Origin of the sequence: Oscillatoria salina IIICB1 (assembly GCF_020144665.1) — a bacterium.
Classification (GTDB): Bacteria; Cyanobacteriota; Cyanobacteriia; order Cyanobacteriales; family SIO1D9; genus IIICB1.
This window is the reverse complement of the sequence record NZ_JAAHBQ010000077.1, coordinates 25,682-39,550: the sequence shown is the minus strand read 5'-3', so window position 1 is coordinate 39,550 and position 13,869 is coordinate 25,682. Positions and strand designations below refer to the sequence as shown.

The 13,869-nt window shown below is 41.5% G+C and carries 13 protein-coding genes; 8 read left to right on the top strand and 5 right to left on the bottom strand.

What is annotated here, in order from left to right; all coding sequences use genetic code 11:
- Positions 1-190: 190 nt before the first annotated feature.
- Complete coding sequence (gene gcvT / locus G3T18_RS20010; RefSeq protein WP_224412356.1) at positions 191-1,339, bottom strand: glycine cleavage system aminomethyltransferase GcvT; 1,149 nt, start codon at positions 1,337-1,339, stop codon at positions 191-193.
- A 387-nt stretch (positions 1,340-1,726) separates the two neighbouring features.
- Between gcvT and G3T18_RS20005 the strand changes: the two genes are divergently transcribed.
- The 3 genes from G3T18_RS20005 (at position 1,727) to typA (ending at position 6,569) form a co-directional block, all read left to right on the top strand.
- Positions 1,727-1,843, top strand: a complete 117-nt coding sequence (locus G3T18_RS20005; RefSeq protein ID WP_224412355.1) for a photosystem II reaction center protein I — start codon at positions 1,727-1,729, stop codon at positions 1,841-1,843.
- A gap of 141 nt (positions 1,844-1,984) precedes the next feature.
- Complete coding sequence (locus G3T18_RS20000) at positions 1,985-4,456, top strand: DUF3769 domain-containing protein (RefSeq protein ID WP_224412354.1); 2,472 nt, start codon at positions 1,985-1,987, stop codon at positions 4,454-4,456.
- A 319-nt stretch (positions 4,457-4,775) separates the two neighbouring features.
- Positions 4,776-6,569 carry a translational GTPase TypA gene (typA, locus tag G3T18_RS19995; protein ID WP_224412353.1) on the top strand — a complete coding sequence of 598 codons (1,794 nt, stop codon included), beginning with the start codon at positions 4,776-4,778 and terminating at the stop codon, positions 6,567-6,569.
- 174 nt (positions 6,570-6,743) lie between these two features.
- Here typA and G3T18_RS19990 read toward each other — a convergent pair whose 3' ends face one another.
- Complete coding sequence (locus G3T18_RS19990; protein WP_224412352.1) at positions 6,744-6,932, bottom strand: hypothetical protein; 189 nt, start codon at positions 6,930-6,932, stop codon at positions 6,744-6,746.
- Between the two features lie 48 nt (positions 6,933-6,980).
- Entirely contained in the window at positions 6,981-7,526 is a 546-nt protein-coding gene (locus G3T18_RS19985; RefSeq protein WP_224412351.1) for a hypothetical protein, read from the bottom strand.
- 183 nt (positions 7,527-7,709) lie between these two features.
- On the opposite strand from G3T18_RS19985, the gene G3T18_RS19980 reads away from it, so the two are divergent.
- The 5 genes from G3T18_RS19980 to G3T18_RS19960 all read left to right on the top strand — a co-directional run bounded on the left by G3T18_RS19980 (position 7,710) and on the right by G3T18_RS19960 (position 11,798).
- Positions 7,710-8,864 carry a DUF58 domain-containing protein gene (locus tag G3T18_RS19980; RefSeq protein WP_224412350.1) on the top strand — a complete coding sequence of 385 codons (1,155 nt, stop codon included), beginning with the start codon at positions 7,710-7,712 and terminating at the stop codon, positions 8,862-8,864.
- Positions 8,865-8,961: 97 nt separating this feature from the next.
- Complete coding sequence (locus tag G3T18_RS19975; RefSeq protein WP_224412349.1) at positions 8,962-9,312, top strand: DUF565 domain-containing protein; 351 nt, start codon at positions 8,962-8,964, stop codon at positions 9,310-9,312.
- Between the two features lie 19 nt (positions 9,313-9,331).
- Positions 9,332-10,393: a glycerate kinase gene (locus G3T18_RS19970; RefSeq protein WP_224412348.1), complete on the top strand. Its 1,062-nt coding sequence runs from the start codon at positions 9,332-9,334 to the stop codon at positions 10,391-10,393.
- Positions 10,394-10,471: 78 nt separating this feature from the next.
- The gene (locus G3T18_RS19965) at positions 10,472-11,140 is read left to right on the top strand and encodes a thermonuclease family protein (RefSeq protein ID WP_224412347.1); all 669 of its coding nucleotides are present in this window, start codon (positions 10,472-10,474) and stop codon (positions 11,138-11,140) included.
- Positions 11,141-11,237: 97 nt separating this feature from the next.
- Entirely contained in the window at positions 11,238-11,798 is a 561-nt protein-coding gene (locus G3T18_RS19960; RefSeq protein WP_224412346.1) for a thermonuclease family protein, read from the top strand.
- Positions 11,799-11,824: 26 nt separating this feature from the next.
- Here G3T18_RS19960 and G3T18_RS19955 read toward each other — a convergent pair whose 3' ends face one another.
- Both G3T18_RS19955 and G3T18_RS19950 read right to left on the bottom strand, forming a co-directional pair.
- Positions 11,825-12,124 (bottom strand): LapA family protein, encoded by a 300-nt coding sequence (locus G3T18_RS19955; protein WP_224412345.1) that lies wholly within the window; start codon positions 12,122-12,124, stop codon positions 11,825-11,827.
- A gap of 91 nt (positions 12,125-12,215) precedes the next feature.
- On the bottom strand, positions 12,216-13,652 hold the full coding sequence (locus G3T18_RS19950; protein WP_224412344.1) for a phosphoglucomutase/phosphomannomutase family protein: 1,437 nt from the start codon (positions 13,650-13,652) through the stop codon (positions 12,216-12,218).
- Positions 13,653-13,869 lie beyond the last annotated feature (217 nt).

Here is a 13,869-nt window from a genome sequence, read left to right as displayed (position 1 = left end):
GAAATCATCCCATTTTCTCACGGGGAGCAACTATTTGCCGCCGCACCAGAACCGAAATTATTTTTGTGGGTGGAAGATGCAGGTCATAATGATTTGAACTGGGTAGCTGGGGAATCTTTGACTGAGATTTTGCAACAGTTTGTGCAGATGGTGGCTGAAAATTAATTTGAGAAATGCGTACAACTAAAAATTATTTACTCGGACGAGTCGGGGAACGATAAAAAGGTTTCTTGACAACTTGGGCTGGATATGTTTTGCCGCGAATTTCTACTTCCAGTTGCTGTCCGATTTGAGAAAGAGGTGTAGGAACATAAGCCAACGCGATCGCTTTTCCTAATGTCGGTGCTAATGTACCGCTAGTGACTTTGCCAACAACTTCCTCATCATACACCACAGGATAGCCATGACGGGCAATGTAACGTCCTTCCATTTGTAAACCGACTAATTTATGCTGAAGTCCTACTTTTTTTTGTGCTTCTAGCACCGCACGTCCGATAAAATCACCTTTACTCTCCAGATGCACTAACCAACCTAAACCTGCTTCAAAAGGAGTCGTTGTATTGTCAATATCTTGTCCGTAAAGTGCTAATCCTGCTTCTAAGCGTAGAGTATCTCTTGCTCCCAAGCCGCAACAAGTTACACCAGCACTAACTAAACTACGCCACAATTCTACACCCACATCCGGGTCTAGCATAATCTCAAAACCATCTTCTCCGGTATAACCTGTCCGCGCTACGAAACTTGGTTTACCACAAATGTTGGTTTGCAAATGTGTAAAAGCTTTCATCGGTGTTAAGTCTGCTTCCACAAATGGTTGGAGAGAAACAGCCGCTTGGGGACCTTGCACCGCAATCAATACCTTTTGTTTGGAAATATCTTCTAAGTTTACCGGAGAAGCTTCTAAATTTCCTTTTAACCAAGCTTTATCTTTCGCTCTTGTCGCAGCATTAACAATCATTATGCCATGCTGTTCGCCAAGTTCATCTTCACCTTGGTAGTAAATAATAATATCGTCGATAATTCCACCTTCGGGATTTAATAGTACCGTATACTGCGCTTGACCTGATTGCAATTTTTCCAAGTCAGAAGGTACGAAAAATTGTAAAGAATGCAGTAAATCTTTTCCCTGTAGTTTAAACTTACCCATGTGGGAAATATCGAACATTCCCACTGAGTTGCGTACGGCAAAATGTTCTTGTTTTAAGCCAGTATATTGTACTGGCATCTCCCAACCTGCAAATTCAGTCAGTCTGGCATTATTTTCTACAATAAGGTCAAATAACGGAGTACGAGCGAGTGTTGGTGAGTTTATTGGTTTGGCGCTAGTTTCGGATGCCACAACGATATAATCTTTAACTGCTAGGGATTAAAGGCGCGATAAGTGCTATGCGGTTCGGCGCAGCCATCGCGTCACGCCCAACCTTAAGCTCGATAGGGCTTTTTTGACAACAAAAAGTTACAAAAATTAGGGATTGGGAATTGGTGACTGGGAACTGGGGACTGGGGACACCGGAAGAGGGGGAAGAGGGGGAAGACAAGGAGGAATTAAGAGATAAACTGATAACTGGTCACTGTTCACTAAAAATCCCCAATCACCCAATCCCCAATCCCCTCCTCCCCAATCCCTAGTCTACCAAGATTGAGTTATTATTAAGAATGTTGTCGCGATTTTCAGCGATCGCCATAGTAACTCAGGATAAATTCACCCGAATCAGGAGAGAGCAATATGCTAACCCTCAAAATTATTGTTTACATCGTTGTCGCTTTCTTTGTTTCTTTGTTTGTTTTTGGCTTCTTGTCTAACGATCCGGCTCGCAACCCCGGTCGCCAAGATTTAGAATAATCTTAAATTGGTGGTGGTGGGTTGCTGTTTTCAAAGTAACTCGCGCTTATTGAGCTAATTACTGATATTCTTCTGATAATTAACGCTCGATCGCGATTAATAACCTGTAAGTGTTTGCAAAAGTCCTCACACGGTTTAAATATGCTACAATCTCCACCGCCACCAAAATCAGTTGTTCAGGTTGAATATGTTGCAACAGCTACAGTTCAGGTGCAAGCTGAGAAAGAGAAACCCACAGAATCGGTTTTGTTGTCTAATGCCGTAGAAACAACTTCTCCATCTTCACAACCTGTAATTCCGGTTGCTCAAGCTCCCTCTTTAGATAATCAAGTTTACACCAGTGCCGCTTTACTTGGTCCGCCGATTACAGTAGGTTCTAAATCGCCACAATCTACTGAACCAGAAATTTTGGTTGCTTCTGTTTCTAATTTGTTCTCAGATTCTTGGGGAACCAATACACAAAACCAAGAATTTGTCAATAGTCCAAATTTAGCGAATTTAGAAAAGAGCGAAGAGAACATATCTGGCACCCCCCAGGAAAATCTCCCAGTCCCCAATTACCTAATCCCCAGTTTAGAACTAGAAAGTTCTTCTTTAAATCAAGGGAGAAAAATAACTCACCTCCTCACTCAAGAACGAGGTGGAGAAAGAAGAGAATTTAAGTTAGAAATTCCCGCCCCAGTTCCCGAAACGCCAACAAATTCAGAAACAGAATCTCCCCCAATTATTGAGAGAGAAGAAGCCCAACCAACAGAAACATTTGAAACTCCAGGCGTAATTGAAATTACTGCCGATAGCCAACAATACGACGACCAAAGACAAGTTATTACCGCCGAAGGGAATGTAGAAATGCGTTTTTCCGGAGCAGTCTTAACTACAGATCGCCTCGAAGTAAACGTGGCTAATCGCATCGCTGTAGCCCAAGGAGATGTAGCTTTAGTGCGCGGGGAGCAAATTTTGCGCGGAGAGAGATTCGAGTATTTCTTCGTCCAAGATAGCGGCGTAATTTTGAATGCTAGCGGTGCAATTTATCAACCAAGTTTAACTCAAGACACCTCAGCCAACTTACCCACCGACCCAAATAATAGTTTAGTACCAGCGCGACCCCTCAGCGATCGCCTCCTCTTAGCCCAACCCCTCCGCCGCGTTACCACCAACGAAGGCTATTCTTTTGTTATTGGTACCAGCAGAGATATCGGACCAAGTTCTTTACCCGAAAGTGGGGGAACAATTAATCGCTTTCGCTTTCAAGCAGAAAGAGTAGAATTTGACGCAAAAAGTTGGCGTGCAACCAACGTCCGCATCACTAACGACCCATTTTCGCCCCCAGAATTAGAAGTTATTGCCGATACCGCCGAATTTAGAAACATCGGACCTTTACAAGACGAACTAACTACAACCAACTCTCGCATCGTTTTCGACGATAACGTATCCTTACCTATTTTCCAAGATCGGATCGTCTTCGATCGCCGTCCGAGACAACCAGGGATCGTCAGCTTCCGCTATGATGGTAGCGATCGCGGTGGTTTATACGCCGAACGCAGCTTCGATATCATCGACAACGAACAAGTAAGTTTCAAACTCACACCCCAGTATTTCCTGCAAAAAGCCTTATTTGAAGAAGGTCCATTCGATCTCTCAGTCTTAGGTTTAAAAAGCGAACTAGACGTTATTCTCGGTCCGAGGACAAATCTCGAAGGTCAAGCAATTTTTACCAGCCTCAATCCCAGCGAACTAGACGACGAACTGCGGGCTAGTTTGCGACTTCAGCAAATTATCGGCACAGAATTACCCCACACCCTGAACTTAGAATATAGCTACCGCGATCGCCTCTTCAACGGTTCCTTGGGCTTCCAAACCGTCCAAAGCAGCTTCGGCGCTGTCATTACTTCCCCAGTTATTGCTTTAGGAAATACAGGCGTAGACCTTAGCTATCAAGCAGGCGTTCAACAAATCACCGCCGAATCAGATCGCGAAGACTTAATCGAAGAAGACGAAGGAACCAGACTAGCTACCTTAACTCGGTATCAAGCCGCAGCCTCCGTCAATCGTGGCTTCCTCCTTTGGCAAGGTGAAGCCTTACCCGCTACCCCCACCGAAGGCTTACGCTACACGCCAGTACCAGTATTACCTTTCTTGAGCCTAAAAACAGGACTCACTGGAGTTACCAGTTACTACAGCAACGGCGATAGCCAAAAATCTCTCAACGGCAGTATCGGACTAGAAGGACAATTCGGCAACTTTTCGCGCCCCGTTCTCGACTACACCGGATTTAATATTACCTATTCCCAAGCATTGCGTGGCGACGAATCTCCCTTTTTATTCGACCGCTTTGCCGATGAGAGAACCTTATCCTTGGGAATTACTCAACAAGTTTACGGACCCTTTCTCGCAGGTTTTCAAACCTCATTTAACTTAGACAACAATCGCGAAATTAGCACCGATTATTTTGTCGAATACAGTCGTCGTAGTTTCAACATTTTATTGCGGTATAATCCAGTTTTAGAAATTGGTTCAATCAGCTTCCGCATTAGTGACTTTAACTGGTTGGGTTCGCCCGAACCTTATGGCGGAACCAGTATTCGTCCAGTCGTTCAAGGCGTTACGCGATAAAATTAGTTGTAAGGCGCGAATAGTTTAATTTTTGTAGAGATTATCTCGTGCCTTACAAATTATCAGGATCTTCCCCCAACTCGCGCAACCTTGCCGCCAAACGTTCCGCCCGTTGTTCCGCTTCTCCTGGGAACAAAAGTAACTTACCTTCGCGTTGGTTTCGATTTGATTTTCTGTAGTTGGTGCGGAGATGATACTATTCCCCCATTCAGCCTGTAGGGATTTAGATTAACTCAGTCAAGCGGGAGTAGTAGAATTTAGCCTCGACAAGTTAAAATTGTAAAGAAATCTATATTTTATGCACTAGACGGACATAACTATGTCTCTTCCCATTCGCAACGTTGCCATTATTGCCCACGTCGATCACGGTAAAACAACCCTCGTTGATGCCCTCCTCAAGCAGTCGGGTATTTTTCGCGAAGGGGAAGATGTTCCTGACTGCGTGATGGACTCGAATACTTTGGAACGCGAACGAGGTATTACGATTCTCTCAAAAAATACCGCCGTTCGCTACCAAGATACCTTAATTAATATTGTCGATACTCCCGGACACGCTGACTTTGGTGGCGAGGTTGAACGAGTTTTAGGTATGGTTGACGGTTGTATCCTAATTGTGGATGCTAATGAAGGACCGATGCCGCAAACTCGTTTTGTGTTAAAAAAGGCACTAGAAAAAGGTTTACGTCCGATTGTTGTGGTTAATAAAATTGACCGTCCGCAAGCTGAACCTTATGGGGCGATTGATAAAGTATTTGACTTATTTGTGGAATTAGGGGCTGATGACGATCAATGTGATTTTACGACGTTATTTGCTTCTGGTTTGGAAGGTTATGCAAAAGAAGATTTAGATGCTGAAGGGGTGGATATGCAGCCCCTATTTGAAGCTATTTTGCATCACGTTCCACCACCAGCAGGCGACCCAGAAAAACCTTTACAATTGCAAGTAACTACTCTGGATTATTCAGATTATTTGGGACGCATTGTGATTGGGAGAATTCACAATGGCAAAATTCAAGCTGGTCAACAAGCAGCTTTAGTAACAGAAACTGGCGAGGTTGTCAAGGCAAAAATTAGCAAGTTGATGGGTTTTGAAGGGTTACAGCGAGTTGACCTGGAAGAAGCATCTGCTGGTAATATTATTGCTGTGGCGGGGTTTGCTGAGGCGAATATTGGTGAAACAATTACTTGTCCGGATGAACCACAGGCGTTACCTTTAATTAAGGTGGATGAGCCGACTTTGCAAATGACATTTTCGATTAATGATTCGCCATTTGCGGGTTTGGAAGGAAGTTATGTGACTTCGAGACAATTACGCGATCGCCTTTTCCGCGAGTTAGAAACTAATGTGGCTTTGCGAGTAGAAGAAAGTGATTCTCCTGATAAATTCTTGGTTTCTGGACGCGGTGAATTACATTTAGGTATCCTCATCGAAACTATGCGTCGCGAAGGTTACGAATTTCAGGTATCTCAACCCCAAGTAATTTACCGAGAAATTAGCGGACAACCTTGCGAACCTTTTGAATATTTGGTATTAGATGTACCAGAAGAAGCTGTTGGTTCTTGTATCGAACGTCTCGGACAACGTAAAGGTACAATGCAGGATATGCAGGTAGGAATTAATGGACGTACTCAGTTAGAATTTGTGATTCCTGCGCGAGGTTTAATTGGTTTCCGAGGTGAATTTCTCCGCTTAACTCGTGGGGAAGGAATTATGAATCATAGTTTCCTCGAATATCGTCCTTTAGTTGGTGAATTGGAAACTCGCAATAACGGCGTAATTATTGCTTTTGAAGAAGGAGTTGCGACTTTCTATGCGATGAAAAATGCTGAAGATCGCGGCGTATTCTTTATTACTCCGGGTACGAAAGTCTACAAAGGAATGATCGTCGGGGAACACAATCGTCCACAAGATTTGGATCTTAATGTTGCCAAAACCAAGCGTTTAACTAATATGCGCGCAGCCAGTGGTGAGGAATTAGATCAGCTACAAGCGCCAGTGGAAATGAGTTTAGAACGCGCTTTGGAATACATTAATTCTGATGAGTTGGTAGAAATTACGCCAGAATCAATTCGCTTGCGGAAAATGGCGACGAAAAAGTTAGCGAAACGTTAACTTATTAATGAATTAACTGATTATTAATTCAAATTGTAAATGTAGAGACGTAGCAATGCTACGTCTTTTATTATTTCTCTTTGATTACTTTCTGCAAATTGATCTAAGATAAAAACCTTAGTGAAAAATGTTAATTTTACTAACGAAATAATCTTGAGCAAATTTTGTAATGAGTTAAAAAAAGTTTGGTGACTCAAGATTGCCTTCAAATTTATTTTTTAATTCTTCGAGGATATTTAAAGCTGCATCTTTGTCGTCATCTTCAATAGCAGCTTTAACGTCATTAATCTTTTCTACTAGATCCTCATCAGTATCTGAAAGGATAGCTGTAAACTGTAACCAGTTATAAAGATGATATATCAAGTGAAATGTAATTCCTTCGCTTAGAGTATGTTTAGGATTTTGCAAAAATCATTCTACGTCTACTAACCAGTCTAATGCGGCTTGAATACCATCGATATAAATATGAAATACAGCAGTGTTAATCATTCGTTCGGGAGCATTAGGATATGCAGTGCGAAATGCTTTTTCAGCTTGATTACGAATGCGATCTCTTTCTAGCAAAGTTCTGACTATTTCCCAATTAGTTGTGGTTTGTTTATCTTTGTTAATTGCAATAATATCTGAACGTCCGGTAATGCTAATATCTTCATCTTGAATGTCGAGCGGTGCGATATTGTTTTCTACTTTTATTTGGATAGGATAGTTGTAAAAACAAAAACCTGCTAATCTGAGTAAGGGAGCAACTACAACGATGCGGATTTGTCCTTCTAAAGCTTGTCCTTCGGCTAGATAAGGTTCAAAGTCATCGCGAATTTTCAAGAGTTCTTGTTTTTCAGGTTCAGTGAGGGTTTCGAGTGATAATAAATCAGAGAATGAACCATCATATTGCTTTTGAAAGCCGAAAAGACGATGAACTTCTTTTAAGGTGAGATTGGGGGCAGAAACTGCGGTCATAAATAATGATTTTGAGATAATTGTTTTAATTTTAACGAAATGGTTGTGTTAGCACTGTAGACGCAGAAATACTTTACTTGTTTGACGAAAAACAACTTTTCGCGGATTAGGGCAACTACGAACCAGAGACGAGTTATCCTAAACTAACGGTTAGGTTATCCTCCAGGGTGGAGATGAGTAAGGATGAACATTCATAAGCGTATTGCTAACTGGCTGGAAACTCGTTGGCTGGTACCTTCTTTTGCGGGGTGGGTACTTGCGGGTATTGCGATTTGCTTTTTTGGGGCGGCGACGAATACGATGGCGGGGTGGCTGTATGTAATTAGTGGGGTAATTTTCGCGTTGTTGGCGTTGGGGGCTTTTTTGGTGGCGCGATCGCTGAAAAATCTCAAGGTTCACCGCAAGCCTATTTCGCCTGTGAGTGCAGGAGATGAACTCACTGTAGAGTTAGAAATAGAAAATCCGACGAAAAAGCCGAAAAGTCTCTTGGAAGTGTACGATTTGCTTCCCTATGTTTTGGATAAACCGAAGCAGTCGCCAGTGGAGTTAATTCCGCCGAAAAGCGTGTATAACTGGACTTACAATCATCATACCAATCGTCGTGGTGTTTATCGCTGGCATGAAGTGCAATTGAGAAGCGGAAGCCCTCTAGGTTTATTTTGGGGGCGGCGGAGTCGCGAAGCAAGTGCGAAGGCGATCGTTTATCCCCAGGTTTTGCCTTTAACTCACTGTGCGCTGATCGATACAATTGGACAGGAAGATAGTCCGGTTTTTGACAGCGATCGCCAATATCGTACCGCTACTGAAGGTATTACTAGGGGTTTGCGACCATACCGTCAAGGAGATCCTACCCGATTGATTCACTGGCGTAGTAGCGCACGTTACGGCGAGTTGCGAGTCCGTGAGTTAGAAGTTGTTACAGGCGGTCAAGAAGTAATTATTTGTTTGAATAGTGGGGCTACTTGGAATTTAGAAGATTTTGAATTAGCTGTGATTGCGGCGGCTTCGCTTTATTTTTACGCGAGTCGTTCCCAATTAAATGTCAAACTTTGGACGGCTAGCACTGGATTATTAAATGGTAATCGTATCGTTTTGGAAGCTCTCGCAGCAACTTATCCGGAAGAAGATATTACTGACCCTAATTTACCCAGATTACCGCTAATTTGGATTACTCCTAATCCTGAAAGTATTAATATTCTGCCTAAAGGTAGTCGTTGGCTTTTCTTCCCACCCGCCGATCTGACTTCAGGTAAGGCTGTTATTAATGGTAACTACCCAGGTATAATTATTAACCGCGAACAAGATTTGAAAATGCAGTTACAAAAACCGCTATCTTGATTTTTTAGCAGTTACCAATTGTAGAGACTAAAATGCAATGTCTCTAGATAAGTTAATTCCCAATTCCCAATTCCCAATTCCCAGTCCCCAAAAAACCATGCAAAACACGCGTCTAAATAATATCTTTGAATCCCTTGGCGATCGCCTCTTTTCATTCTTTAACAATCCTTGGCGACGATTCTCTTTAATTTTAATTAGTTTTCTCTTAGGAATTTTCATCGGAACTGCTGTTTCTACTACTGCGGGACAAGCTGCATATTGGGATGTTCCGGTAGCAGTAGTTTTAACCTTTTTTGCGGAAGTTATTAGTCGCTACACTTATCGCAGTCAGCGACAAAATTTACTGGGATTTAAGTTTAGAAATTCGCTTTTTCCCGATCTAATCAATATTTTTAAAATTGGGCTAACTTTTAGTTTATTTATCGAAGCTTTCAAGCTTGGTTCTTGACAAAAATCAGGATATATGTATGTCAGCCAAAGAAATTTTGTCTCGTTGGGTAGTAGGTAAGAAACCAACAGTTAACGAACAGGAAAAATTATTAGCGGAGGAATTAGCTAAACCTGCAACAGCAACAGCATGGGGGATAACCAGAGAAAATGGTTTAGAGAAGATCCAACAGCGAGAACATCTTTTCCGAGCAGTTTATCCTGAAGTGGTGGAACTATGCGCAAATTTAAGCATTAAAAATACTGACCAAATTCAAGAGACACTTTGGAAACTTTGGCTACCCATAGCGATACAATTAGCCGAAAAAAAACAACAACTGCAACGTCCTTTGATTCAAGGAATTTTAGGCGGACAAGGAACAGGAAAAACAACATTAGCTGCAATTATTCGCCTGATTCTCAAGCATTTCAACTATTCTACCCTTAATTTTTCTCTCGACGATCTTTATAAAACTTATATTGAACGAGAAAGGCTAAAACAGCAAGATCCGCGTTTAATTTGGCGAGGTCCACCGGGAACTCATGATGTAAAATTAGGAATAGAAATTTTAGATCGATTGCGTCAACAAAAACGACGATATCCTCTTTTAATTCCTCGTTTTGATAAATCTGCTTTTGGAGGTATAGGAGACAGAAGCGAACCTGAAAGAGTTGATGCAGTTGATGTTATTTTATTTGAAGGTTGGTTTGTTGGCGTACGACCAATTGATGAACAAGCTTTTCAAGCGAGTCCTGCACCAATTATAACCCAAGAAGACCGTAAATTTGCTCAAGATTGCAACCAAAGACTTAAAGAATATTTACCGTTATGGGAGCGATTAGATAGTTTAATGGTACTCTACCCAGTAGATTATCGTCTCAGTAAACAATGGCGACAAGAGGCGGAACAAAAAATGGTTGCAAAAGGAAAATCAGGAATGAGTGACGAGGAAGTTAAGAAATTTGTCGAGTATTTCTGGATTTCCTTACATCCAGAGTTGTTTATCACTCCCTTGATTCAAAATCCAGATCTTGTAGACTTAGTAGTTGAAATAAAACGCGATCGCACTCCTGGTTTAGTATATCAAGCTCGCTTACCGTAATAACTACAAATTACTAACTAAGACAATAATTTTTGCTTAACAATTTTCTTCCCATCTCTAATAACAATTGCAAATCGAATGACTAAACTGCAAACTCGCATTCTCAGAATCATTAACCCAGTTGTAGCTAAATTGGGTAAATTATGGCGCCAAGTTAAACCATTTCTCGATCCGATTTTAACCAAACTCAGTAAATTAGGGCACAAAGTTAAAGACTTTCTCGAAGCAATTTTCACTAAATTATATTTCCAATTTCGTTTTCTATTTAACCTTGGCACTTATCCAATTAAACGAGTTCCTGATGGCGATACAATTGTCGTGGTGGATAAAGCTGGGAAAAGCATTAATGTCCGTTTTGCTTGGATCGATACTCCAGAAATTCCTCATAGCAAAGCGGAAGAAAAAAGTAGAAAATTGGTTTACAAAAGTCAGTTTAAATGGGGTTATCGCGCTAAAGAAAGAGTTGAAGAATTAATTGCTGAAAAAGGTAATAAAGTTTTCTTGAAAATCACCGATACCGATCGTTACGGTAGAAAAGTATGCGAAATTCGTTTACGAGATGGGACATTTTTGCAAGAAGTTTTAGTGAAAGAAGGACTTTCACAAATTTACGAACGTTACTTTAAAAAATGCCGGAGTACGGCTATTTTAGTAACAGCAGAAAAAGATGCTAAACGTTGGCGGCGGGGACTTTGGCGCGATCCCAAATTTGTTCCTGCTTGGGAATTTCGTCGTCTTGAAGATTAATTTTTACCACAGATAAACGCGGATGAACGCGGATAATTTATTTCTCAATATCGAGATTGTTTGACGAGCGTGAATGATTTAATTTTGCTGTTAAATTATGAAGATAAATGTTAAATTAATTGCTGTTATTTTAGTTGGTTTTAACTTAGTTGGCTGTCAATTACTGCTGGATATTTTTGGAGTTGGTAGCTACACGGTTAAGCGAGTTGCTGATGGGGATACTATGACTGTTGTTGATAGCAGTGGAAATGAAGTTAAAGTGCGTTTTGCTTGTGTTGATGCGCCAGAAATTCCTCATACTGTTGCTGAGAAAAAGAGTAGAAAGCTAGTTAATAAAAGTCAATTTAGTTGGGGATTGTTGGCAAAAGAACGAGTAGAAAATTTGGTAGAAAAAGCGAAAAATCGAGTAGTTTTAACTATTACTGATACTGACCAATATGGTCGTCAAATTAGTGAAGTTCGTTTACCTGATGGTACGTTTATTCAAGAAGTTTTAGTTAGGGAAGGACTGGCAGAAGTTTATCGTGATTATTTGCAAAATTGTCCGAGTTTGGAAATAGTTGAAGCCGCAGAAGTTGCAGCCAAACAAAGTAAAAAAGGTTTGTGGGGAGATAGTAGGTATGTTTCTCCGTGGGAGTTTCGCCGTTTACAGAAGTAGATTTAGTTGTCCAGTAAATTCAAAATTTACCAATTTTCTAAGGGATCTTCTTCTAATTCTTGTTTGGTCGAGTTGCGAAATAAATTTCGTTTTAGTTTGGGTTTGTTTTTTTTCGTTGGCTTTTTCAATAATATTGGTAAAATTGAGCCGCTAATTAAGCCAACTCCAACGCTGAATGTTAAAACAACTCCTATCGGAATATTTATGGTTTGGAATGTGAGAAATTTTAAGGAGACATTGGTAATATTCTGAATTGAGAAAACGGCGATTACTCCAATCCAAATAGCGACAATTAAAGCTGTAATTAAATTAGTAAAGTTTTTCATGATTTCAATGTGAGTTAGAGACTAAGAAGGTGCGTTTGCAAACGCACCTTGCTAATTAAGATTAGGTGGTAAATTGTCTTACCTATATAGTTTAAACTGCTGGGGGTTTCATGCGCTCGATTGCTTGTTGCATGGCTTGGGCGATTTGATTTTGCTTATCTTCAGAGTCGGTTTCCATGTAAACTCTTACTAGGGGTTCGGTTCCGGAGGGACGCAATAGCACCCAACTACCTTCTTCTAAGTACAGTTTAACGCCGTCTTTGCGACCGACTTCTTTAACTTTGATTCCCGCAACTTCACTGGGAGGATTGGTTTTGCAGGAGTCCAAAACTGCGGTTTTGTGTTCTGGGGTGAGATGTAAATCGAGACGTTTATTAAATACTGGACCGTCTGCTTCCGCGATCGCTTCTTCGACTAATTGCGATAAAGGTTTTCCTTCATAGGCGATCGCTTCGGCAACTAGCATATCTGCTAGGATACCGTCTTTTTCGGGAATATGTCCGATTACGCTTAAACCACCTGATTCTTCACCGCCAATCAGTACATCGGTTTCGCGCATTTTCGCGCCGATGTATTTAAAACCAACTGCTGTCTCAATTAGCTCTAAACCGTGCTTGAGGGCATAATTATCTAGTAAATGGGTTGTAGCTACGGTACGGACGATCGCGCCGCTTTTACCTTTATTTTTCATCAAGTGACGCGCTAAAACCAACAGCAATGTATTCGGCGAAAGTATGTTACCCTTTTCATCAACGATGCCAAAGCGATCGCTGTCTCCGTCAGTAGCTAATCCTAAATCTGCTCGCTCCTTCGTCACAGATTCTACCAGTTTCTCTAACTGTTCCGCCTTTGGTTCCGGCATTCCCCCACCAAACAAAACATCCCGACTGGTATTAAAGCTTTCTACCTCGCAACCGCAATGCTCTAAAATTTCTGGCAAATAGTTGCGACTTGTCGAATAGAGAGCATCGTACTTGACCTTTAACTTGGCAGAACGAATGCGCTCAATGTCAAGAATGCTGTAAAGAAACTTTAGATAATCAGGTTTCGGGTCAAAAGTAGAAATTTTGTCAGAATTTTTACCCGTCGGAGTTGCATCACTTGCCCCTTCAATCTCGCTAACAATTTTATCAGTAATATCTGGAGTTGCCGGACCTGCATAATCGGGAATATACTTAATCCCGCAATAAGCAGCCGGATTATGACTAGCAGTGAACATTAACGCCCCTGCCGAGTTAAGATGTTTAGCATTGTAAGCGATCGTCGGAGTAGGACAATCCTGCTCAGTAATTTTGACAGTCCAGCCCAACTCTGCCAAGATTTCAGCAGCAGTGGTAGCGAACTCGTCAGCTAAAAAGCGAGGATCGTAAGCAATTAAAACCGGACGGTCTTTAGTGTAGGCAGTTTCCAGGTAAGAGGCGATCGCTCTCGTTACCTTACAAACATTGGGAAAAGTAAAATCATCAGCGATGATTCCCCGCCATCCATCGGTACCAAACTTAATTTTTGGGTTACTGGCTATACTCATAGTCTTGCTGCTATTGGCTTTTGATGTCACATCAATACTGACATCCTCCGGTCATCAAATCAACGATATCAGGGGTAAGTTTGGGACTGGGGATTATTGATTGGGGGAGGACAAGGGGGACAAGAAGGAAGTGGATAGTAAACTGGTAACTGTTCACCGTTCACTGCTAACTGAACCCAGTCCCCTCCTCACCAGTCCCCTCCTCCCCAATCCCCAT

Coding starts and splice junctions, on each gene's coding strand:
- G3T18_RS19980 (WP_224412350.1), top strand. CDS start 7,710: ATGAACATTCATAAGCGTATTGCTAACTGGCTGGAAACTCGTTGGCTG.
- G3T18_RS19985 (WP_224412351.1), bottom strand. CDS start 7,526: ATGACCGCAGTTTCTGCCCCCAATCTCACCTTAAAAGAAGTTCATCGT.
- G3T18_RS19965 (WP_224412347.1), top strand. CDS start 10,472: ATGACTAAACTGCAAACTCGCATTCTCAGAATCATTAACCCAGTTGTA.
- G3T18_RS19960 (WP_224412346.1), top strand. CDS start 11,238: ATGAAGATAAATGTTAAATTAATTGCTGTTATTTTAGTTGGTTTTAAC.
- G3T18_RS19970 (WP_224412348.1), top strand. CDS start 9,332: ATGTCAGCCAAAGAAATTTTGTCTCGTTGGGTAGTAGGTAAGAAACCA.
- G3T18_RS20005 (WP_224412355.1), top strand. CDS start 1,727: ATGCTAACCCTCAAAATTATTGTTTACATCGTTGTCGCTTTCTTTGTT.
- G3T18_RS19975 (WP_224412349.1), top strand. CDS start 8,962: ATGCAAAACACGCGTCTAAATAATATCTTTGAATCCCTTGGCGATCGC.
- typA (WP_224412353.1), top strand. CDS start 4,776: ATGTCTCTTCCCATTCGCAACGTTGCCATTATTGCCCACGTCGATCAC.
- G3T18_RS19955 (WP_224412345.1), bottom strand. CDS start 12,124: ATGAAAAACTTTACTAATTTAATTACAGCTTTAATTGTCGCTATTTGG.
- G3T18_RS19950 (WP_224412344.1), bottom strand. CDS start 13,652: ATGAGTATAGCCAGTAACCCAAAAATTAAGTTTGGTACCGATGGATGG.
- G3T18_RS20000 (WP_224412354.1), top strand. CDS start 1,985: ATGCTACAATCTCCACCGCCACCAAAATCAGTTGTTCAGGTTGAATAT.